We start from the raw sequence: 21,645 nt of genomic DNA, 5'->3' as shown, positions 1-21,645 counted from the left end.
CCTCTTATTAAAAAGCGTATTTCGCTGTTACGCCAAACTGTCGTCCATTGCCAATTTGGTAGTACGGCTCGTTAAACGCATATTCGTCGCGTGGATCGTTGCTAAACCCACCAAAGCCTCTGGTGTAATATTCACGGTCAAATGCATTTTGCACCCACAAAGACGTTTGCCAATTCCCTGATAGCATCACAATTTCTGAATTAAACAGCGCTGTACTCGGTGCCGTTACATCATGTCCGTCAGAGAATCGGTACTCACTCTTAAAGTCCATATCAACACGCCACAATAAAGTATCGGTAAAGGCATACTCACTGAATACATTAGCAGTCCACTTAGGCGCTTGCGCTTGTCGCTGCTCTTGTATTTCTGTGCCATCTGCTAGGGTGTAACCTTCAAATGTAGCACTTAAATACCCCACGCTGGCACTGACCTGCCACGCATCATTGGCTAACCAATTAAGCTCTAGTTCTGCGCCTTTATTTGTACCTAAGTCTGCGTTATCAATAATATCAACAAATCCAGCAGTACCATCATCACGAGTAATAACATCAAAGTCGCTAACTTGTGTGTCGGTTCTATCCATGAAGAATACTGCGGCGCGTGCAGTAAGGTTTGATGTTAAGAGTGGCCCCTTCACACCTAACTCGTAGTTCCAGTTGTACTCTTCATCGAAGAAACGCTGGTCGTCGTTCACACGATTATCAGGGTTAAATCCAGCCCCTTTGAAGCCACGCGACACACTAGCATAGTAAAAATGGTCACCCATTGTGTATTGGAGAGCCACCTTACCGCCTAACATTGTGGTATCGAAATCACGTGTTAGCCCGTTATTGTCGGCAAATTCAAAATCGTAGTTTTCTGCGCGAATTCCCGCAACCAAGGTAAGATTATCTTGTAGCTGAGTTGCGGTTTGAAGATACAAAGCCGTTGTTGTTGGCGTGTACTCACTTGCATAGTCGTTACTAAGGTACGTGTACTGACGCAATAACTGCTCTTGTGAATTTTTGTAGAACGCGCCTACTGTCCAGTCAGTTTTCCCATCAAATAGTGCCGCTTCAGGTGAGGATACAAATCGTATTTCTCCTGTTTGGGTGTCTACATCGCGATAGTAGGCGTCAAATGATGTATAGCCCCACGGGTGAAAACCTGTGAACGTCCAATCTTCGTCATAGCCATAGGCAATATTATGGGAAGCATGCGTAGCAATCAGAATAAGATCGCCTTTGGCAGTGCGTGTTGTACTGCGGGCGCTTATCGCATGTGTCTGATGTTCGTCAAAACCTGGCTCATCAGAACGGGTTTTGTTGTCATTATCTAAAGAAAATGCATCGTACCCATTGTCGATGTCGTACCAACGATAAGTTACCGCCAATGTGGTGGTATCGTCTAATTCACCTTCCAATGCAAAGCGCAGAGCAGTTTCATCAATATTATTGGTGTCATCGCGATTTAAAAAGGTATTTTCAACAAATCCGTCACTGCGATTGTGTACTAGCGCAACGCGATAACCCCAGTCTTGATTAATATCGTTACCCGTTGCACCTTCAATACGGTAACTACCTTTGTTTCCAGCGCGCGCCTCAACATAGCTTGGCGCGTTACTGCGTACTTCATTACTAGTTAGTTTTACAGCCCCTGCTAGCGCACCAGTACCGTATAAAGTAGCTTGCGGGCCGCGATAGACTTCTAACTGTTTGGTGTCAAAAATAATGCCTGCTGCCGCCAGACCAGAAAAATCAAATTCATCGACAATAAAACTAACCGACGGATTGATGGGCTCAGCAAACTGACTGCGCTCACCAATTCCACGAATTTGAACGAAGCGACCGCGAGACGCACCTGCGGCAAAGTTAACATTGGGAACTGTATTTAGTACGCTATCGATGTGGGAAGGCTGTCTACTGCGTAAACGCGCTTCGCCTAAAATAGTTGCGCTTGCGCTCAATTGGTCAAGTGTAGTCTGACGAAAGTCACCCGTTACCACAACACGTTCGATATCTTGTGCTTGCTCGCTAACTTCATTGGTATTTTGAGCATAAGCAGCCACTGAACTGGCGAGTAAAGAAAGAGTGAAAAATGATTTGTACATGGGATCTCTTGTTCTTGTTTTAAGAAAAAAGATCCGGCTTTAACGGCAGGTGATAAGGCTATATTGTGAACCATCCCTACGCCGGTATTATCCGGATCAGGTTTAAGGGTTCCCACACATTGTGGATCTCAGACCGAAACACGGACACCCCTTGGCATATGTAAGTACATACTTAAGCGTATGGCTTACCAACTAGGCGGAGTCTACCAGTTGGGTAAACGCCGTCAAGCGAAGATAACGTTAAGTACTATTTAATAAATATCTAAGTTATTCAAACTTAACTTTCTTCAATATTCAGGTTGAGTTTTCTAACCTCGTCATCGGTTTGTGCTTTAAGTCCTTCCAGCGTTTTGCCGTGCGCGGTGGGCTGACGGGTTTCTGGGTCTACTTTTACAAACACAATATCATCAGCAAAACAGATTGTTTTCTTCGTTGCCTTATTGCGCACCAAACAGCTTACGGTAATAGACGTGCGACCAACCGCTTTTGTCTCAAGCCCAAACTCAACAATATCCCCCTGCAATGCTGGAGACTCAAAACTTATTTCACCTATATGCTTGGTCACCAAACAGTTGGTTTCAAGCTGGCAAATTGCCCAAATTGCGGCTTCTTCGTCAATCCATTCCAACGCGCGGCCACCAAATAAGGAGTTGGCATAATTGAGATCATTTGGCATAACTAAACGCCGAGAAAGAAAGCGCATTCGAATTCCTCTTAATAAATCGCTACTATAGTCACTTAATTATACCGAAAAAACACTTTCATGGCGTTACAACAATTAGCCGATTGGTTATTTACTCCTTTTCTCGAATACGCTCACGGCACTACGCCTCGTTATCACAGACGTATACTCGTGATAAGCGGTACAGAGCCATTTTGCGATTCGTCTTGCAAAGCATTAATTGCATTAGCCCCACAACCAATAACCATCGCGCAATTTGGCGATAGCAAGACCCGAAAGCATGTACTTGGCACTGAGTGTGATATTGCATTTTTTGATTGCCAAAAATCGTTTTCCGCTGGAGATATGATGGCAATAGCGGGCACCATTAAACACGGTGGTTGCCTTGTTCTGATTTGCCCCGACCTAAAGCAATGGCCTAGCAAAGTTAAAACGTCCTCTTTATCCCACGGCTATACGCTAACCTACAGTAGCTATATAGCGCGCATAGTGGAAAAACTTAAGAGTAATGCTGAGGTAGCAATTTACAGCGATTCACAGTTACATCTTCCGACACTGCGCCAGCCTCTCATACCCGCGCTAGATAACTGTAACTATGATAAGCAGATTTTTGCATCTGACGAGCAAGCGCGTGGATTTAATGAATTGACCACATTTGACCAATCAAAACCTTGTCGTGCTCTTGTTACAGCACCACGCGGTAGGGGAAAATCATCGCTACTTGGGATTGTTGCCAGTGAATTGGTGCGCCAAGGAAAGCGTATTTTACTTACCAGTAGCTTATCCGATAACGTCGCCCAAATATTTAAATTCGCGACTAAGCAACTTGGCGTGGCGTATATTGGCAATCATCACATTCACTATAACCAAGGTGAACTTAAATGGGTCGCTCCTGATAACGAACAACTGACGGCTCAATTGTCACAGCATACTGACTTCATCATTGTTGATGAAGCCGCTTCTTTTCCCCTCCCCTTACTCAAAACTATAATCGGCTCTCATCAAAATTGGATTTTGAGCACTACATTGCAAGGCTATGAAGGCAGTGGTAACGGGTTTGTACAAAAACTATTGCCTACACTTCTTTCCTCTAAAGCAGAAGACTCTGAAGGAAAAGGCCCAGATACGGAAGGCAACGCCCCCTTGCCTAAGCATATTAAACTGACAACACCACTGCGATGGTACGATGAAGATCCAATTGAACAATTTATATTAGACACATGTTTGTTTGAAAAATCAGGGAGCAATCACGTTCAACAAGAATACAGTGAACGAATCAGCGTTAATATCAGCGATACCACCTTTACATTGAGCGACGTTAAGTCACTAAACGACGATATGCTCTGCCAAGTAATGCAATTGCTTACATTAGCCCACTATCAAACCACACCAGATGACTTGATGCGTCTTGTCGATAGCCCTGATATTCATCTTGCCACGTTAACTCACTCAAATAGCGTTATTGCTGCGGCTATTATTAACGTAGAAGGTGGAAAACCATTTGCTTCACTTGCTCAGCAAATTGCTACTGGTGAGCGCAGACCTAAAGGGCACTTGAGCGCCCAGAGACTGGCCTTGTTGGCCGCAGATGCTTCCTTAGCTACATTAAAATACTGGCGTATAAACCGCATCGCCGTGTCCCCCGCCTTGCAAAGCAAGGGGTATGGTTCTTTTTTACTAAGCGAAATAAAAAGCTGCGCAAATCAACACGCTATTGATGCACTGACAACATCGTACGGAACCACCACTGCCCTAGACAGTTTTTGGACTAATAATGGCTTTAGCATTGTCGATAAAGGGAGAAAACCGAACAAAGCAAGCGGAGAAACGAGTGCGTTAGCCTTTTGTGCCATGACTGAAGCGGCCAACCAATCACTAAAGCTCTTGATGAGTTTATTTAAATGGCAAAAAGATAGAATTGATATAGCAACAGTACCCGAGGAGATTCAGGCTATATTAATGAAAAAACTACAGCATTTTGTTGCTGGGAGCCGCCCTCTTGATGATGTATGGCGAATACTCACACTTCTCTTTGCTGCACTCAAAGACAACGGAAACGCATTCTTTGGTCATGCCATTAACCAGAAGAAAAAAGGGTCTTTACGCTATTTAAATAACAATGATGTGCTCACTGCAATGAGTAGTCATGAAATCAACATAGCGCAACTTAAGAGACAACTTAACGCCAATGGCATCAAAGACATTACACGTATACTGCGCGAAGAAATAAGGCTGTTATTTATGTAGCCTAGACGACTGAATGGTAATGGCTTGCACTGCGTTGTACCAACACGCTTTACGGTGGATAAAATGCTACTCTCACCGAATTTTTCACTAAATTGAAAGCAATAAAAAAGCCTCCATAAGGAGGCTTTTCTTTCGCTAATGCGCGGAATTAAATGCTAATACCACGGTTCTTCGCTTTTTCCTTGATGTAAGGTTCCCACGCAGCAGCATTGCGGCGTAGTGAGCGGTCTTTCTTAGCTTCCTGTACATGTCTATAAGCAGACTTGAAGTTACCCGCATAGAAATTCGCTTCCATAAGTGTGAAGTGAATCTTCTCTGGGTCTTCAGCGCCGCGCTCAAGAGCATTTTCAAGTGCTTTGATTGCGCCTTTGTAGTCTTCAGCCACTAACAATAGTGTACCTTGCTTGCGGTAATGCTCTGGGTCAGAACTTTTCGCTGCTGCACGTGCGTACATGTTCGCAGCTGTTTTGTAGTTCTTCGCCTGGTGATATGCGTTTGCAATATTCGCTAGCATATCTGCATCATCTTTAAGCAAACCTTCTTTCATATGCTTTTCAAGCAGTTTAGCTGCTTTATAAGGCATACCGTTAGTTTGATAAAGCTGTGCAAGCGTTTTAATTTCACTGTCTTTTTTCAAGTAATCTTGCATATAAGCAAGTTCAAACGTTGAAAGACCTTTCTTGTAATCTTCTACAAGTAGGTAGAAGAAACCAAGTTGAGTCCACCAGTTAGGTGTTTCAGGAAATTTACGTACAAGTTCTTCTGCTACTGCAACCGTCTCAGGGAACATCTTACGCTCGTAGTACGAAGTAAGCTTTAGTACATAAGGGTTTTTGTTTGGCTCTTCGTACAAAGCAATTGCTTTATCCGCTGGCTCTACAATCTTCGCTAATTGCTTAGATTCATAGTAAGCCTGTGCCAAACGCGTATATACATCAGCGTCTTCTTTACAAGTGAATGTCATCCACTCGTTATACCACTTAATCGCGTCAGTGTACTTATTCTCTTGCATGCTTAAGTCACCAAGTAACTTAAGTGTTTGAGAATGTTCTAAGTCGTTAAGAACTTTAGGCTGAACTGAGTCTTCAAGGTAGCCATACGCTTTTAAGCCTTGGCCTTCTTGAGAAGCCAAAAGGTTACCAATAAAGCGTTTAACGTAAGCTTTATCGAAATCGTCCGACGGATCGATTTCATATAATACGTTTAGTGCTTCGGTAACTTGGTCTTCGTTGTAGAACTCAAATGCTTTTTGAACCTTTTTACCGGTACGCTCGCCTACAAGCGTTGTTTTACCCTTTTGATATCCAGGACAAACAACAGGCGAAGACTGCGCCAGTGCAACGGGTGCTGAAAGCACCGCGCCTGCACCAAGCACTAAAGCAACGGCTGTCATTTTGAATGAACGTTTCATCATGATCTATTGCTCCAGTTTAAAGTCTAGCTGTACGAACATGCCAGGTTGTTTAACCGGCTTGCCATCTACGATCTTAGGCTTATATTTCCATTTACGCAAAGCACGACGTGCTTCACGGTCGAAAATACGCTTAGGTTCAGCATCAATAACTTCGATATCGTCTACACCACCAACTTCGTTGATAGTGAATGACAGTCTTACCCAACCTTCACGGCCGTCACGGGCTGCATCAGGCGGATATTTCGGGTCGATACGAACGATAGGTGTAGCATCACCATCGCGCTGCATTGCACCAACACCACCAATGTTTACACCAACACCACCTGTATCTACAGCAGGAATAGCTAGGCTAAAACCATCTGCATCAGGTTCTGCTGCTTCCGGCTCAACTTGCTCCATTTTTGGAGGCTGAGGCGGTGGCGGCGGAGGCGGAGGCGGAACACGAGTACGCGTTTGCGTCTGGTCGTCTGGTTCCTGCATTACAATATCGATCACCGGTGCAGGCGGAACTTCGTCTGCTGGTCTAGATGAGTTCTCAATCAACTTTGCCATTAGAACGAACAGGGCGAATGCAACACCAGCACCTAAAAATATAGATACAATTATACGTAACATCTTATCCCCTTGCCGCTACCGAGACTCGGTTAACGCCAGCGGCTTTAACCTGATCCATAATCTCAACTACTAAACCATGCTTCGCTTTTACATCAGCTTGAATGATTACGTAGTCAGTAGGCTGCTCGGTAAGCAGTCTTTCAATATTCGCTCTTACGCTGTCCGGCGCTACTTCACGTTTATCTAACCAAACATTTCCATCTTCCGTTACGGCGATAAAGATGTTTGCATTTTTGTGAAGAATCGCCTGGCTCGCATCTGGCTTGTTAACTTCAATCCCTGCTTCTTTAACGAAAACAGTGGTAACGATAAAGAAGATAAGCATGATAAACACGATGTCCAACATGGGCGTCATGTCGATCTGTGCATCTTCTTCCTCGGTTCTGACTTTTCGAGCCATAATCTCTCTCTCTAATGATGTGGCAGGCTATCAACTAGCCCTTCTCTTGCCAGCTTCACTTTCGCTTCAAGACGTGAACTGATGAACAGTCCAGATAGCGCAGCAACCATTCCCGCCATCGTCGGGATTGTTGCCATAGAGATACCAGCGGCCATAAGACGAGCGTTGCTGGTGCCCTGTGTTGCCATAGTCTCGAAAACACCGATCATACCGGTTACTGTTCCCAGTAGCCCGATTAGTGGACACATTGCAATAATGGTTCTAATAATCAGCATTCTAGCGTTTAGGTCGTCTGACGCTTGAGAAATCCACGCGTCACGGATTCTATGCGCATACCATGAAGTGGTATCAGCTCGGGCATCCCAATTGGCGATGATGTTTTTCTTCACCTTTGGAAAGACCGAGGTTAAATACCAGTAACGCTCAATCATTAATACCCACATGAGAAAGAGCGCGGCAGCAACGAAGTAAAGTACGTCACCGCCGGTAGCGATAAAGTCCCTGACCGATTCAAATAATCCAATCAGGTAATTCATATTACGCCTTCTCCGACTCTGTGTGAGCAGCTACGATACCCGCAGTTTGCTCATCAAGAATGTGGATGATTGACTTGCTACGAGACGCTACGATGCTGTGAGTAAGGATTAGAGGCAGAGCCGCGATAATACCTTGAGCAGTAGTTACAAGCGCCATTGAGATACTTCCTGCCATCATACGTGGGTCACCAGTACCGAATAGTGTGATAGTTTGGAATGTCTCGATCATACCAAGTACTGTACCAAGTAGACCTAGTAGAGGAGCAATCGCTGCGAAGATCTTGATTACGTTGATACCGCTTTCGATACGTGGAAGTTCACGAAGGATAGCTTCATCAAGCTTAAGCTCAAGGTTTTCAGCGTCAGCATTTTTGTTCTCTTGGTAAACCTTAAGAATGCGACCTAGTGGGTTGCCTTCAGAAGGGTTACTTACGTTCTTAAGCTGTGAACGCATTTTGCCGCCAACGATAGTTAGCGTAATCATTTTGTAAAGACCGATTAGTAGACCAACCGCTAGCATTAGCGTGATTGTGTAACCTACTGGGCCACCTGCGTGATAACGCTCAGACATTGTCGCTTTCTGCTTCAATAGACCAAGGATTGCACCTTGAGAAGGGTCAGCGAAGAAAGGAGTGAAACCTGAAGTCGCTTCCATTAGGTCTTGAGTAGACGCAACGAAGTGACCATCTGGTTGACGACCTAAAGGCTGAACAATTTCACCTTCAGCGTCGTACGCTAGGTAACCTGCTTCACCGACAAGGTTAAATGTACCAACACGTAGTACTTCTTGTTGTGATGAACCACCGTCAAGATTTACAACTTCTGTAGTGAACTTAACTACTTCACCACCTTCAGTCATTTCTTTTTGAAGTGCGAACCATAGGTCTTCTAGTTCTTTAATGTTTGGAAGACCTTTAGAGTCTTCAGACATTGCAGCTAGGAATTCACCACGGCCAGGGAATTGTGCACTTACGATTGAAGTAGAGATACGACCAAACGCTTCAGAAGACGCTTGACGTACAACACCGAACATTTCACCAAGCGTACCTGTCGCTTGATCTAGCTCAGCTGCTTTTTCGTTCAATGTAACTTCGTTGTCAGAGAATTGCTTCTGTAGACGATCGCCACGCGCTTGTTCAGCTTTAAGGTCAGCTTGCGCTTTGCGAAGAAGTGCTTGTTTGTCAGCGCGTGCTGATTGGAATTCAGCTTCGCGTTGCTTGTCTAGACGTGCTTCAGAAACACGGTTTTGCTGTACTTGATCAAGAAGATCTTTAAGGCTCTTTGCTTCCTGAGCTTGTACTCCGGTTGCTGTAACCGCAACTGCTACCGCGGCTAAAAGAGTTTTGAATACTGGTTTCATTAACTATTACTCCGCTGCGCTAACTGGAATTTTAATTAGGTCCGCTGGGATTGAACCGTTAGCCATTTTAACTGCTTCGATTACTGAAGACAGGTACTCATCGCCTAGTTTTTCCCAAGAGCGAGTTTCATTATTCCAAACCCATGCGTGAGTTTGATCTAGTGAAAGTGCAGTAAGAGCTGTACGACCTAGGTTGAAGAAGTCAACAGTTACTTCTGTACCTGCGTCGTTGATTGTACCTTGGTAAGAGTTAATCTTCGTACCGTACTCAACTTCAACTAGGTATGCTTCTAGCACCTGACGGAACTGTTCAGAAACAGTAACGTTTGAGTTAGCCATGATGTCACGAAGACGCTCTACACGCGCAAGACGCTCTTCCAAGTGAATTGGACGGTCAAGCTTGATGAACTGCTCTAGGCTATCGATCATACGGAACATAAGAGGAACGATGCCCTGCTTAGTTTCTTCGATGCTGTCGATTTGACGCTGAAGTGAATCAATACCGCGTTGTTGGTCTGCAACAAGGCTAGCGATGTAATCGTTGTAGATCTTAAGGTTTTCTGTCTCATCTACTGTTTGACGATACTCAACAAGTAGTTCCTGAGATTGTTCAAACAACGTGTTGATTTTTTCTTGAGATTTCGCTGCAGCCGCGTGGATTTTCGCTTCTTCTTTATGAAGATCTTCTAGCGTATCTGCAGAGACTGCGCTACCTGTTAGTGCGAATGCACCCATAACAGTAGAAGCAATAAGAGTTCTCTTGCTCATTTTGGACATAGTTCCCAACCAAATTTCTTATTTGAATCCTCGCCGATAGGAAAATATTCGGGCAAGGGGCGTATAAAACTTTCACAATTTTGTTTCAGGAATGCAGTACTAACGTCAATCGTCAGTACTACGAACGTAGTATACTCACACGGATTGGTATAACGAGTCAAGTAACAGGCTGTTTACACCATGTGGTTTTTAAATCAATTGATTAATATACCAACAAATAAGATTGTTAATTAATTACGTCACTCCAGTTTGATACTTAATCGATTAATTCAATTCCTCAACAAAAGCGCAACATTTAACAGTTGTGGCACTTGTAACTGTGAACCCTGTGGGTGCGCTTTCAACTAATAATAGCATCAAACGCGATAGTTAAACGGTTTCCTTCTCGTTCGGTAGGGAAAGTACCATGCCACGCATGTGAGGGAAATAGGACCAGTTTGCCATTCTCAGGCTTAACCGTTGTAAAATGGTCAATCAAATAGAATGGTGTTTTATCTACTCTCCCTAAATGCAGGTGCCCACTTACATCATGCTCGCTCAAGTCTTTCGGCACGTCTACGTAGAAAACACCACTCACCAGACCATTTGAGTGGTAATGTGGTACGTGATATCCATCAAACTTATTTAATACGGACCACGAACCGCTGAACTCAATCATATCTGCAGTTAACCTGTTGTTATTTTCAACACTAAGATATGACGCGTTCTCACTGATAAAATCGACAATCTGGTGTTTAATAAACGCCTCAAGCGCGTTGAGGTTGCTATTTTTCGTGGGGAATAAGTTTCCTCTCGTTTGCGTACCTCTTTGAACCGACTGATTAACTGGTGATGACAAATCACCGTGTAATGTTTCTAAATGTTCTCGAATAGCCGACATTGGTACTTCAGTCTCACTCACAGTTTTTTGCCACACTGCTTGTTGTAGCGCTGGCGCTATTGGTAATTCAAGTAGTCTGTCTACAATGTAGGCGTTCGACTTTACGATTTGCTGCATCGCAAAATTAAGTGGAGCGCTTTTCTTAACAGCTTCCAGCTGCTGCGCTGCTAACGCTGTGTTTTTAAGCGTTAATGCAATTTCAGAAAGTTCTAGATTAATTTCTGCAATATTGCGCTGTGAAAACGGTTCAAGCACCGCCAAAGCTTCATCTGGCTTATTGTCTAATCGTAGCGCCTTTGCCTTTAATAACGCATAAATAGGTTGGTTATTTTCATCTGCCATCTGCTCAATGATGGTGATGGCTTTTGAATAGTCCTTTCCTTCAATTAATAAATTAATATAGGCAATACAGTGTGTAACAGAGTGCGCCTTTTGTTTTATTATTTGCTCAAACAAATTCAGCCACGTTGTTGTATTACCTAACTCAAACGACACCTTTGCATGATTCACCAGTGATTCTACGTAATCTGGATTGAGTCGTATGGCCTTTTCGTAGTACACGAGTGCCTTTTGCAGTTCGCCATTATCTGAATACACATTGGCCAGGTTATGAAACACGGCAAAATGGTTTATTGATGAAGTCAATTTCTCAAGTAACGCTATAGCATCTGAGGGGCGATTTAAAAAGCGAAGTGCAATTGCTTGCTCAATAATGAAAGTATCTTTTTTTAAACGTTGATAGAGCTTATTTGAAATGGTTAACGTTACTTCCCATAACTTAGCTTGTTTTGCACTATGCAGTAACTGACTTAGTACCTTTTCGTCATTACCGTAAACCTGTTGACCATTGCTATAAATAGCACTTACTACACTTTTTACCGCATAGCGTCGCAATGTAAATTCTCGCAATAAAAAAAGCAGTTCATGAACATGCGAAGCGTTAAGTAAAGTTTGCGGTGTAAGTCGCGAAACTGTTTTACTTGCATTTTCAACATCGCCACTTTTAGCGTACGCGAAACTCAAACTAATGAGTAATCCAACATCATCTTTAAAAAGAATAAGCGCCTGCGAAAGTCGGGAAATGGCTTTTTCAAATTGGTTAGTATTCACTTCGCAAAAGCTGGCAATTTTTACTAACTCACTCGAGGGAAGATGAGAAGGAAAGGCTTTGTTTAAAAGTTTGAGTACGTCGTGATGTTGACCCGCCTTAAGAAGCTGGCCAATTTGATTTAGGTCATTCATTATTTTTTATTATTTCTAAGATGCTTTAGCGTTGTTCCTCACTTATACATTAGCAATATTCACCATGAATAATAAGCGCTAATCGTTAATTCATTGCTCTTCATCAAACGCGATCAAGCGCGGCTAGGTTTAAAAAACCGGGTTTATCTTTCACATTTATATTTTGCGCTAATGCGTAAAAGGAAAAGACAGGCATAAAAAAAGCCAGCTTTTCGGCTGGCTTTTTAGATGCTTTAACTAATTTTTAAAAAATTAGAAAGAAAGAGTAACAGTAGTGAACAGGTAACGACCTAGTGTGTCGTAGAAGCCTGCTACAGTGTTAGCGTTAGTGCTTAGTGAACCACCAACCATTGGCGGCTCTTTATCAAGAACGTTGTTCACACCAGCAGATACTGCTAGGTAGTCGTTGATTTGGTAGCTACCAGTAAGGTCGAAGAACGAGTACGAAGATAGACCACCTTCACCTTCGAAGTCTACGTCACCGTAGTATCTCCAACGTGCGATTGCTGTCCAATCGTCCATTGAGTAGTTAGCAGTCATAGTGTGACGCCACTTAGGCTGTGCGAAACACTGAACGCTTACAATACCAGAACAGTCGTAGTCTAGAGAAGGATCAGATAGTAGTGGCTGATATGTCTTATCTAGGTTGTATGAACCAACAATGTTTGTACGAAGTGTACCGCCTGCTAGGTCCATGCTGTAAGCCATATCAAGGTCAACACCAGCCCACTTACGACCACCTACGTTGTCAGAAAGGTTAGTGATGAACGCGTCTTGGCTGATCCACAAGCTACCAGCTGCACTACGGTTTACGTTGTCACAGAATTCGCCACGAGTTGCACACAATTGAAGAATTGTTTGCGCACCAACAGTACCGATAACTTCTTCCATGTCGATCTTCCAGTAGTCGATCGCGAAGTCGAAGTCTTCAAACGGAGATGCAACAAAACCGAATGTGAACGTATCAGCTTCTTCTGGGTCTAGGTTCGGGTTACCACCAGAGAACTGGTTGTACTGGTTAGCAGGGTTAGCTGTGATTGAACCGTACTGAGCAGCAGTTACACCAGTAGCAGCACACTGTGCTTCTGAGTAAAGTACGCCACCGTCTTCACCAGAACCGTTAGCACAACCGTCTACACCACCCCATAGGCCGATGCTCTGACCAGCGAATAGTTCGTTGATGTTTGGCGCACGGATAGCGCGGTTGAAGCTTGCACGGAATTTGTAATCTTCAGTGATAGCCCAGTCAGCCGCTACTTTATAAGTCGTAGCATTACCAGACGTTGTGTAATCAGAAATACGTAGTGCTAGGTCAACTGTTAGGTTTTCAACACCTGGCGCATCTTCAATCACTGGTAGGCTAATTTCTGTAAATACTTCGTTTACGTCGAATGAACCTACTAGGCTTTCGGTTGGACCACCTTGACCTACTAGTGAACCTTCTTGGTATACCGTATCAGAAACACGCTCGAAGTCAGTTTCACGACGCTCTAGACCAAATACTGCCGCAACTGGTGTATCGGCACCTGGTAGAGAGAAGTCGAATTCACCAGTAACGAAACCGTTATAGATGATTAGTGACGTGTTACCAGTAAGAACAGCAGTACCAGAAAGCTGGCCAGCCATTTCAGGTGTTACACCGTATGGCGTATATACTTGGTACAACAAGCAATCGTCAGTACATTCTGTACCTACTTCACCTACACGAGGAGAAATTGAAGGTAGGAACAAATCGTTGATGTATGCAGAAGACGAGCTAGTTTGAGAGTACATGTAGCTTACGTCGTAAGACCACATATCGTTAATCACACCTTCAACACCAGTAACCATACGGAAAGAGTTGTGCTCTAGGTTATCGGCACGAGGACCACCTTCAACGTTACGCTTACCGATGTAAGCTACGAATTGGTCTGCGTCGGTTTGGCCAAATGCTGCCTGAATTTGCGCTTTTTGCGCGTCAGAAAGAATTGGGTTGTTGTAATCGAATAGGTACTCTGCACCATAGAACGTACCAGATTCAGCGATTTGACCTGCTGTTCTGTCGTTCATGAAGTTAGTTTCCATGTATACGCGCGTGTCGTCGTTGATGTAGTAATCAACAAATGCACCAATAGTGAAACGCTCGTTTGGACGCATGAAGTGATTAATTGGCGCGTAGTTGTACAGGTTTGTACCATCGTACGGAGAGAAACTACCGTCTTCGTTCAAGCTCCAGAACAACTCATTACCGTAGTCAGGCGCACCGTCTACAATTGGGTAGAAGAAAGAGTTAGGTAGTACTGCAGTAGATGAACCACCACATGATGTACCTGCTGCGTTCAATGCACATGATGAGTAATCACGCTCGCCTTGAAGCATTTCGTTGTTACGACGCCATGTACCGTAAACTGTCGCGTGACCTTTATCACCTGCGAAGTCGCCACCAGCAGTAACAGAGATATCATAAGACTCACCGCCAATACCGTTAGAACCTTCTGGGTATTCAAAACCACGATCATCCATTAGACCTTGGATGAAGTCGTTGTCGTTATCGTGCTGGTAACCACCCGCTGTAGCTGTGATTTCAAAACCAGTGAAATCAGTATCCATGATGAAGTTAACAACACCCGCTACCGCGTCAGCACCGTATGTAGTAGATGCACCACCAGTTAGAACGTCTACGCGCTTAACAAGTGCTGCTGGAATTTGGTTAACGTCAGACGCTTGGCTGTATACACCACCTGGCTGAAGACGACGACCGTTTACTAGCACAAGTGTACGGTTTGGACCAAGACCACGAAGGTCAAGGTTAGCCACACCAGAAGCACCGTTAGCTTGGAAAGCGGTTTGCGCTGCTTCGATCTGTGGCAACGTGTTCATCACGTCTTCGATACGAGAGAAACCAGTTGACTCGATTACTGAAGCATCGATTGATACAACAGGGCTGTTTGATTCTAAAGAAGCACGTTTAATACGTGAACCTGTTACAGAGATTTTCTCTACTGCTTCATCAGCTACCTGCTCGTCTTCTTGAGCAACAACTGAAGTCGCAGTCATAGACGCAGAAAGTGCGCCGAAGGCACAAGCCAGCTTAACTGACTTAGCCAATCTAGAGTTTGTAAACATGTATTGTCTCCCTGGACCACTAATAACTCTTAGTGTGTTTTTAATCGTTCGTTTTATTACGACTTGTTATAAGTAAGGACTAATCCTCATTAACGATAATAACCATATCACTGAGGGGGGGTCAACTGCGATCAGTCACACAGTTCTGTAAAAGTTCAATTTTTTTTCATTTAATTTCCGCAATATGTAACAAGAAAGTTACAAAACAGATAAAAACATGGAAATTTAGCGATAAAGCGCACAAAAATCATACAACGCAGTGGGCGTAATGAGTGATTCTAGAGAATTTAGTGGGCTAATACTGAATCGAGTGAAAAAAGAAAAGGCTGCTCAAAAAGCAGACAAAAAAAGGGGCGATACACGCCCCTTTTAGTGAAAATGGAAAGACTACTAACTTAGCTTTACTTCTCTTAATTCTCGTCTTTTGACTCTTTTCCAGTGGCTTCTTTCTCTTTAAGGTCTTTTATTGTCACTTGACCATTTGTCACTTGATATTGCTTATTAATACCCTGTAGCAGTTCAAGTTCATCAGCAGTGAATCTCACATTCAGCTTCGCTTTAGAGATCATGCCTTCAGCCAAAAAGTTTTGTGTTGCGATTGGACCTGCAATATCACCACCTCTTTGCTCTACTCTCGCAGAATCGATTAGTGCGGCATTATTAAAAGAAACACCTGCAGCGTACACTCTATCATCACCGATAGTGGCCGCAGAAAAGTCTTTAATATCCATTTCTAAATCTTCAGCAGGTGTATTGGCGATATCAGAGTAGACCTCGTCATCAAGATAAGACAATAAATGGTCTTTAACTGCTTCCTGATTACCGTCAAAGAAATCGCTATATCTATCATAAAGTACCGATATGCGTCCTTCATAGTAGGTACCTCTGTTAGAATTAACAAAGTCTGCGGCTGCTTTTTCTAACTGGCGCCAAATATCTTTACCTCTAAATGCATGCGTTTGTATGCTCGGTGCGCCAATAACCCCGCCAAAGAACCCATAAATCACTTCTTCGCGACCTTTGTATTTGTTCAACACAATGTCGTATTTGATATCGTTCAAACTAAGTGATTTACCTTCGATGTTGAGAACGTCGTCATTAAAGAAGTCAGACTTTTTCTCTTTTGAGAACTCTTTACCAATATCAACTTTCGGGTAGTCTTGTGCTATCTCTTTAAGCAAAGTGAAATTGTAGAGGTTTAACCAATAGGCCAGTTGTTCATTACTGTTAAATTGGCTAAGCGAAACTTCTTGCGGCAATGCCTCAAGGCTCTCTTGAATGGCATATAAGGCTTCTACATATTTTGCGTTATCAAAATTGTCGAAATAAACACGGTTACCTTCTAATGCCGTCAGTCTATTTATGCGTTTTTTCATTCGGGTACCTGTATTACCCGAAGGGCGCGGCGCTTTCTCTCTGTTCGAGCGACCAACATCTAACACAGTAAGTGCTAAAAAGTCGTCAAGGTCGGTATAGCCAATTTCAAGTTCGCTACTTTGCGTTGAAGCTGCAAAGGTCTCGCTTATCGATTCAGCGGCAAGTGTTTTAGTCATTGGCAACACTGTCATTGCCGCGACAAAGGTCAACGTAGTCAGTTTCGACATAATTAATTCCCTATTTTCCATCAACTACTGCGGTCGTTTTCCGCATTATTGTTTTTTGCGAAGCGATGCGATTTGTTCGCTAGCGCCCGTTGCCAACTTACCGGTTGTCATAGGGCCGAAAAGGGTAATAGAACAAAAAGGCAAAGCAGCGTTTAAAACTTTAGTATAAGTACAATACCTTTTGTACCAGTTGTTGGAATTTCAATCAAACTTTCAATGTCAGTTTTTTATGACAAAGAATGACTAACGCTTTATTACACGCAAGTCTTTGTTGGAAATAAAAAAGAATAAAAAAGGCAGAAACAAAGCCATTTCTGCCTTTCACACTACGCGTTATTTTTCTGCAGACGTTGCTTCACTCTCTGACAGGTCATTAACCGTAACTGTACCTCTAGCAGTATTATATTTGCGATTAATTTCCCTCAATACCTGAATGTCATCTAACGAGAATCGAAGGTTGTCGAATCCGGTTGTTAACACTGGATGTGTCGCCATTAGTGCAGCTCTATTATAGGATAAGCCCGCAGCGTAAACTCTGTCGTCAATAATTGCCGCTTTTGAAAAGTCAACAATATCCATGCTTAGTTCAGAGGGCGCGGCTTGCTCAATGCTTTCACGCATATCGTCTTCAATATACTTGAGAATGTGAGCTTGAATTAATGCCGGTTTATTTTCGCCATCAAAAAAGTCGGCATAGCGTGCATAAAGCGCTGACACTCTGCCATTATAATATGTGCCTCTGTTTGAATTAACAAACTCTCGGCCTATGGACTTAAGTTGGCCTAACACGTTTTTGCCTGTAAATGCCTTAGGCTGCAAGCTAGGTCCACCGATAACGCCGGTAAAGAAGCCATAAATAACATTCTCATTACCTTTGAAATTATTAAGGACAATATCGTACTTAATGTCGTTAAGACTCAGCGCTTGCCCCTCAATGGTAAGCACATCTCGATTGAAAAAGTCAGAGTTCCTTTCATTGGCAAATTCGTATTTGATGTTTTCATCAGACTGGTTGTACGCCATCTCTCTTAATAGCGTCATATTGTACAAATTGAGCCAATACGCCAGTTGCTCATTTTTGTTGAACAATTTAAGAGGCGCTTTATCAGCCAATTCAGCCAAGCTTGCGGTTACATCATCGAGATGTTTTCGATAATTCTGTTTGTTAAAGTTTTCAAAATAAACACGGTTACTTTCTAATGCTGTTAACCTGTTTATTCGTTTTTTAAGACGGGTTCCTGTGCTGCCCAGCGGGCGCTCAGCAAGTTCCCTATTAGATGCGCCCATTTCTATGACAGAAATGTCGAGGACCGCATCGACATCAGGATATTGTATTTCAACATTACTGCTAGAGGTATATTGAGCGAAGTGGGTGCTTGACGACGGCGTGGCATTAACCGTAGTAGCGGTAAAAACAGTGAGAATTGTTGCAAAAAAAGCAGAGTAACGGGGCTTGTGAACTAAACGTTGCATATATGACTCCTTGTCTTGCACCAGCCACTATGGCTAGTGCATTCATCTTTAAGTTAGCACATGCGCATTTTTTGTCCACCCAACACAAAATTACAACACGCTCTAGTGTTCCCTATCCCCAGAAACTCTGCGCTTTCGTTAGAAACCTAACTTTCTTTTTACTGACTCCGGGAGCTCAGGAAGTGCATTTTTGGGAAGAAGAAACGTGGCCATATTAAAGAAATCGAGATAAATACGGTTTGATTCTGTTGTTTTTTTCAAATAGTGATGACCCGAAGAGCCGCCAGTGCCTATCTTTGTACCTAACATGCGCTGTACCATCATGGCATGTCGGTATCGCCAAATCGTTAGCTGCTCGTCTATTTCAGTAAGGGCAGTTATGAGTTGAAACGGCAGGTTGAAAACAGGCTCTTCCGAGTATTGTTTAATAAAGAGCGCCGATAACAGCGCGTTATGGCTCAGCCTGAACTTACCTTCATCTCTTAACGCTTCAAATTGGTCGTGATCAAACAATGCATCAAAGTTATCCTTGGTCGCTTGCCAGTCTTTGAGCTCTTGACGCATCTCAATGTCAGACAACATCTCGTTACTCGCGATAGTGTCATAGTCGTCCTGCAGCATTTGGTCGGCTGCGTTTTTGTAGTACTCCCAAAAATCGAAGTCGTCCATTTTAAGCAGCGGCATACGCGAAAGCCATTTATCAACAAGCTCAAATAAACTCGGTTTCTTTTCTAAGCCTTCAAGCAAAGCACGATCTTTGTCGTTCAAACGGTTATAAAAACTTTGCTGATCAAAATCGATTCTAAATTCACGCTTTAGCCCCAGTGATATTTCTAATCGCTTAAACTGAATGCTTTGAAAACCCGAAGCAGGTACTAGGTAGTCTCTAAATGACAGGAACTGTTGTGGTGTCATCGTCTCCATAATGGCGATTTGGTCGTTCATTAAACGCTGAATTGAAATAACCCGCTGTAAGCGCAATACCACCTGAGGAAGTTGCTGGTCTTTTACTGTGTCTTGATTGAAGGTATCAATAACCGCATTAAGCTCGTGAAGCACTTGTTTAAACCACAGCTCGTATACTTGATGCACAATAATAAACAAGGTTTCTTCATGTGCTGCCTCACCATACTTTTCACTCTGTAGCGCTTGGGCCCCTAAGATTTTGTCCAGTTGCAGGTAGTCGCCGTAATAGCATGGCTCAATATTCTTTTTCATGTCGTTCTCGCGTTTTGCATGTCTGAATGTCGTTTTGACTGCTGGTTTTTATTTTGACGGTGTAATTCTAACACCCCTTACTCGACAACCACAGAATACAAGCTATACCTTTATAGTGACAGGCTTCACATTGTTCAGTAGTTTATACTGTGTTGTATAAAAATATGTCCATTGGGCACAAATGACTGTAAGCAATGCGCTATTTACTGCCCAACGCGCTAGAAGGAAAAGGTAGGTTGCATGAAACTCGATGATGATATTCATAATTATTACGAACATCTTGTTTTGGAAAGAATTAGCAAAATGGGACTAGATAAAACTAAGACAGCTGATTATTTAGCTGACTTGTGTTGTTTAGCATTAAATCAAGTGCCGCCCCGCTACATTCGCTATGAAGTTGATATGGCATTTTATCTGCCACAAAGTGAACGCAAGCAAATGGAAATGAACGTAGAGCATGCCATTAGTAAAGCACTTAAATACTTAGATGAATCAGAAAAAACAAAGAAAGAAAAATCCGCATAGGGAATTGATGGAGGTTTGGGTGGCGGGCCTCCAGCCACATCCCGGCACATGAGTCGTCTGCTGCGGCTGCTCCCTTCCAGGCCTGACCGGGTTCACAGAGTATCATTGCGGGAGGACCAAAAGCCCACCATAGAAAAAGCGACTAATGCAGTGTCGATTATCTAAATGATAACGCCCTGCGTCAGTGCGGGGCGCATTATGACTATTTGATTAAGAGTTTTCAACCCTTTAAATTAAATCTCTCTTCAGCAATGAGGTTAGCAACACGGTTTGTCGCGGCTCCCTCTTGCTCAGCACGTACATAAATTTCTTTTAGCGTGTCACCGATTTGCTCAATATGTGCGCGCATTGCTTCATTTGAGCTTGATGGCATTCTTTGATGGAAGATATCAATCACGCCACCGGCATTAATTACGTAATCTGGTGCATACAAAATACCGCGCTGGGTTAGTAACTCGCCAATATCTTCTCGCGCCAATTGGTTATTCGCAGCACCAGCGATAACCTTGGCTTTGATTTCTGGAAGCGTTTGGTCATTAATAGCTGCGCCTAACGCACAAGGGGCTAACACATCGACATCTAGGCTTAGGATTTCTTCAGGTGCAACTGCCGTAGCACCCAATTCAGCAACGGCTTTTTCAACACCTTCAGGATAAATATCAGCAACGTACAAGGTAGCACCATGCTCGTGAAGGTGCTTTGCGAGTCGATAGCCCACGTGCCCCATTCCTTGGATAGCAACAGAAACGCCATCTAAACTGCGTTTAAGGCCATATTCAACCGATGCTTTTAACCCCATAAAAACACCGTAGGCTGTCGAAGGTGCTGGATTTCCATCTGGCACTTCACCCGCGTAGTGATATTTTGCATGCACACCAGCGATGTAGTCTGATTCGGTTGCCATGGTCTGCAAGTCGGTTACTGCAATGCCTGAATCTTCAGCGGTGAAATATTTGCCACCTAGTGATTCCACAAACTTGCCCATCGCCTTCATCATTTCTGGCGTTTTGGCCTTTCTTGGATCGCCAATAATAACAGACTTGCCACCGCCCAACTCAAGATTGGCCATGGCCGCTTTGTATGTCATACCACGCGAAAGACGCAACACATCAGTGAGTGCTTCACCACTATTTACATATGGCCACATACGGCAACCGCCGAGCGCTGGGCCTAGGTTAGTATTGTGTACAGCAATAATGGCACTCAAGCCCGCTTCTTCGTCGTGGTAAAACGCTACATGTTCGTGTTTATCGAACTCTGGGTGATCAAAAACTGACATACATTCCCTATTATAACTGTGGTGAAATTAACTCAACGAGACCGCTTTATTACAACAGTAGTTGTCGTAGCAGGATCCCTATCATTTCAGCAATGTTAGCTGATTATTTTGAGGACAGGCCTTGCAAAGTTTGTTAATGAAATTTACAAACTGAAACAGAATGGAATTGAATACTATTTTTCTAGGACAACTATCCTAG

At 43.4% G+C, this 21,645-nt stretch carries 16 protein-coding genes, 1 other RNA gene and 1 riboswitch; of the genes, 2 read left to right on the top strand and 15 right to left on the bottom strand.

The window, feature by feature from the left end; all coding sequences use genetic code 11:
- Positions 1 to 7: 7 nt before the first annotated feature.
- Positions 8 to 2,089, bottom strand: a complete 2,082-nt coding sequence (locus JN178_RS05500) for a TonB-dependent receptor (RefSeq protein WP_202264308.1) — start codon at positions 2,087 to 2,089, stop codon at positions 8 to 10.
- Positions 2,090 to 2,145: 56 nt separating this feature from the next.
- Positions 2,146 to 2,251, bottom strand: a riboswitch (TPP riboswitch).
- Between the two features lie 115 nt (positions 2,252 to 2,366).
- Positions 2,367 to 2,792, bottom strand: coding sequence for an acyl-CoA thioesterase (locus JN178_RS05495; RefSeq protein ID WP_159623377.1), 426 nt, complete (start codon positions 2,790 to 2,792; stop codon positions 2,367 to 2,369).
- Between the two features lie 60 nt (positions 2,793 to 2,852).
- Between JN178_RS05495 and JN178_RS05490 the strand changes: the two genes are divergently transcribed.
- Positions 2,853 to 5,018 (top strand): GNAT family N-acetyltransferase, encoded by a 2,166-nt coding sequence (locus tag JN178_RS05490; protein ID WP_202264306.1) that lies wholly within the window; start codon positions 2,853 to 2,855, stop codon positions 5,016 to 5,018.
- 148 nt (positions 5,019 to 5,166) lie between these two features.
- Here the strand turns inward: JN178_RS05490 and JN178_RS05485 are convergent, their stop codons facing one another.
- The 11 genes from JN178_RS05485 to JN178_RS05435 form a co-directional block, all read right to left on the bottom strand.
- A complete protein-coding gene (locus JN178_RS05485; protein ID WP_202264304.1) occupies positions 5,167 to 6,432 on the bottom strand; it encodes a tetratricopeptide repeat protein in 1,266 nt (421 codons plus the stop codon).
- 3 nt (positions 6,433 to 6,435) lie between these two features.
- Complete coding sequence (locus JN178_RS05480) at positions 6,436 to 7,047, bottom strand: energy transducer TonB (RefSeq protein WP_159623383.1); 612 nt, start codon at positions 7,045 to 7,047, stop codon at positions 6,436 to 6,438.
- 1 nt (position 7,048) lies between these two features.
- On the bottom strand, positions 7,049 to 7,447 hold the full coding sequence (locus tag JN178_RS05475) for an ExbD/TolR family protein (protein WP_012517737.1): 399 nt from the start codon (positions 7,445 to 7,447) through the stop codon (positions 7,049 to 7,051).
- Between the two features lie 11 nt (positions 7,448 to 7,458).
- Positions 7,459 to 7,983 (bottom strand): MotA/TolQ/ExbB proton channel family protein, encoded by a 525-nt coding sequence (locus tag JN178_RS05470; protein WP_159623385.1) that lies wholly within the window; start codon positions 7,981 to 7,983, stop codon positions 7,459 to 7,461.
- Between the two features lies 1 nt (position 7,984).
- On the bottom strand, positions 7,985 to 9,343 hold the full coding sequence (locus tag JN178_RS05465; RefSeq protein ID WP_159623387.1) for a MotA/TolQ/ExbB proton channel family protein: 1,359 nt from the start codon (positions 9,341 to 9,343) through the stop codon (positions 7,985 to 7,987).
- 6 nt (positions 9,344 to 9,349) lie between these two features.
- Entirely contained in the window at positions 9,350 to 10,111 is a 762-nt protein-coding gene (locus JN178_RS05460) for a DUF3450 domain-containing protein (protein ID WP_159623389.1), read from the bottom strand.
- A 349-nt stretch (positions 10,112 to 10,460) separates the two neighbouring features.
- A complete protein-coding gene (locus tag JN178_RS05455; protein WP_202264302.1) occupies positions 10,461 to 12,242 on the bottom strand; it encodes a putative 2OG-Fe(II) oxygenase in 1,782 nt (593 codons plus the stop codon).
- A gap of 252 nt (positions 12,243 to 12,494) precedes the next feature.
- Positions 12,495 to 15,347, bottom strand: coding sequence for a TonB-dependent receptor domain-containing protein (locus JN178_RS05450; protein WP_202264300.1), 2,853 nt, complete (start codon positions 15,345 to 15,347; stop codon positions 12,495 to 12,497).
- A 410-nt stretch (positions 15,348 to 15,757) separates the two neighbouring features.
- Positions 15,758 to 16,951, bottom strand: a complete 1,194-nt coding sequence (locus JN178_RS05445; RefSeq protein ID WP_202264298.1) for a DUF547 domain-containing protein — start codon at positions 16,949 to 16,951, stop codon at positions 15,758 to 15,760.
- Between the two features lie 333 nt (positions 16,952 to 17,284).
- On the bottom strand, positions 17,285 to 18,424 hold the full coding sequence (locus JN178_RS05440) for a DUF547 domain-containing protein (protein ID WP_202264296.1): 1,140 nt from the start codon (positions 18,422 to 18,424) through the stop codon (positions 17,285 to 17,287).
- A gap of 138 nt (positions 18,425 to 18,562) precedes the next feature.
- Positions 18,563 to 19,642 carry a tryptophan 2,3-dioxygenase family protein gene (locus JN178_RS05435; RefSeq protein ID WP_202264294.1) on the bottom strand — a complete coding sequence of 360 codons (1,080 nt, stop codon included), beginning with the start codon at positions 19,640 to 19,642 and terminating at the stop codon, positions 18,563 to 18,565.
- Between the two features lie 240 nt (positions 19,643 to 19,882).
- Between JN178_RS05435 and JN178_RS05430 the strand changes: the two genes are divergently transcribed.
- Positions 19,883 to 20,167: a late competence development ComFB family protein gene (locus JN178_RS05430; RefSeq protein WP_202264292.1), complete on the top strand. Its 285-nt coding sequence runs from the start codon at positions 19,883 to 19,885 to the stop codon at positions 20,165 to 20,167.
- 25 nt (positions 20,168 to 20,192) lie between these two features.
- Here the strand turns inward: JN178_RS05430 and ffs are convergent.
- Positions 20,193 to 20,289: signal recognition particle sRNA small type (gene ffs, locus JN178_RS05425), an RNA gene on the bottom strand.
- A 98-nt stretch (positions 20,290 to 20,387) separates the two neighbouring features.
- A complete protein-coding gene (locus JN178_RS05420; protein WP_202264290.1) occupies positions 20,388 to 21,446 on the bottom strand; it encodes a Glu/Leu/Phe/Val dehydrogenase in 1,059 nt (352 codons plus the stop codon).
- Positions 21,447 to 21,645 lie beyond the last annotated feature (199 nt).

The sequence above is a fragment of the Alteromonas sp. KC3 genome, assembly GCF_016756315.1.
Lineage (GTDB): Bacteria > Pseudomonadota > Gammaproteobacteria > Enterobacterales > Alteromonadaceae > Alteromonas.
This window is presented reverse-complemented; position numbering and strand designations above follow the sequence as displayed.

Coding starts and splice junctions, on each gene's coding strand:
- JN178_RS05500 (WP_202264308.1), bottom strand. CDS start 2,089: ATGTACAAATCATTTTTCACTCTTTCTTTACTCGCCAGTTCAGTGGCT.
- JN178_RS05495 (WP_159623377.1), bottom strand. CDS start 2,792: ATGCGCTTTCTTTCTCGGCGTTTAGTTATGCCAAATGATCTCAATTAT.
- JN178_RS05490 (WP_202264306.1), top strand. CDS start 2,853: ATGGCGTTACAACAATTAGCCGATTGGTTATTTACTCCTTTTCTCGAA.
- JN178_RS05485 (WP_202264304.1), bottom strand. CDS start 6,432: ATGATGAAACGTTCATTCAAAATGACAGCCGTTGCTTTAGTGCTTGGT.
- JN178_RS05480 (WP_159623383.1), bottom strand. CDS start 7,047: ATGTTACGTATAATTGTATCTATATTTTTAGGTGCTGGTGTTGCATTC.
- JN178_RS05475 (WP_012517737.1), bottom strand. CDS start 7,447: ATGGCTCGAAAAGTCAGAACCGAGGAAGAAGATGCACAGATCGACATG.
- JN178_RS05470 (WP_159623385.1), bottom strand. CDS start 7,983: ATGAATTACCTGATTGGATTATTTGAATCGGTCAGGGACTTTATCGCT.
- JN178_RS05465 (WP_159623387.1), bottom strand. CDS start 9,343: ATGAAACCAGTATTCAAAACTCTTTTAGCCGCGGTAGCAGTTGCGGTT.
- JN178_RS05460 (WP_159623389.1), bottom strand. CDS start 10,111: ATGAGCAAGAGAACTCTTATTGCTTCTACTGTTATGGGTGCATTCGCA.
- JN178_RS05455 (WP_202264302.1), bottom strand. CDS start 12,242: ATGAATGACCTAAATCAAATTGGCCAGCTTCTTAAGGCGGGTCAACAT.
- JN178_RS05450 (WP_202264300.1), bottom strand. CDS start 15,347: ATGTTTACAAACTCTAGATTGGCTAAGTCAGTTAAGCTGGCTTGTGCC.
- JN178_RS05445 (WP_202264298.1), bottom strand. CDS start 16,951: ATGTCGAAACTGACTACGTTGACCTTTGTCGCGGCAATGACAGTGTTG.
- JN178_RS05440 (WP_202264296.1), bottom strand. CDS start 18,424: ATGCAACGTTTAGTTCACAAGCCCCGTTACTCTGCTTTTTTTGCAACA.
- JN178_RS05435 (WP_202264294.1), bottom strand. CDS start 19,642: ATGAAAAAGAATATTGAGCCATGCTATTACGGCGACTACCTGCAACTG.
- JN178_RS05430 (WP_202264292.1), top strand. CDS start 19,883: ATGAAACTCGATGATGATATTCATAATTATTACGAACATCTTGTTTTG.
- JN178_RS05420 (WP_202264290.1), bottom strand. CDS start 21,446: ATGTCAGTTTTTGATCACCCAGAGTTCGATAAACACGAACATGTAGCG.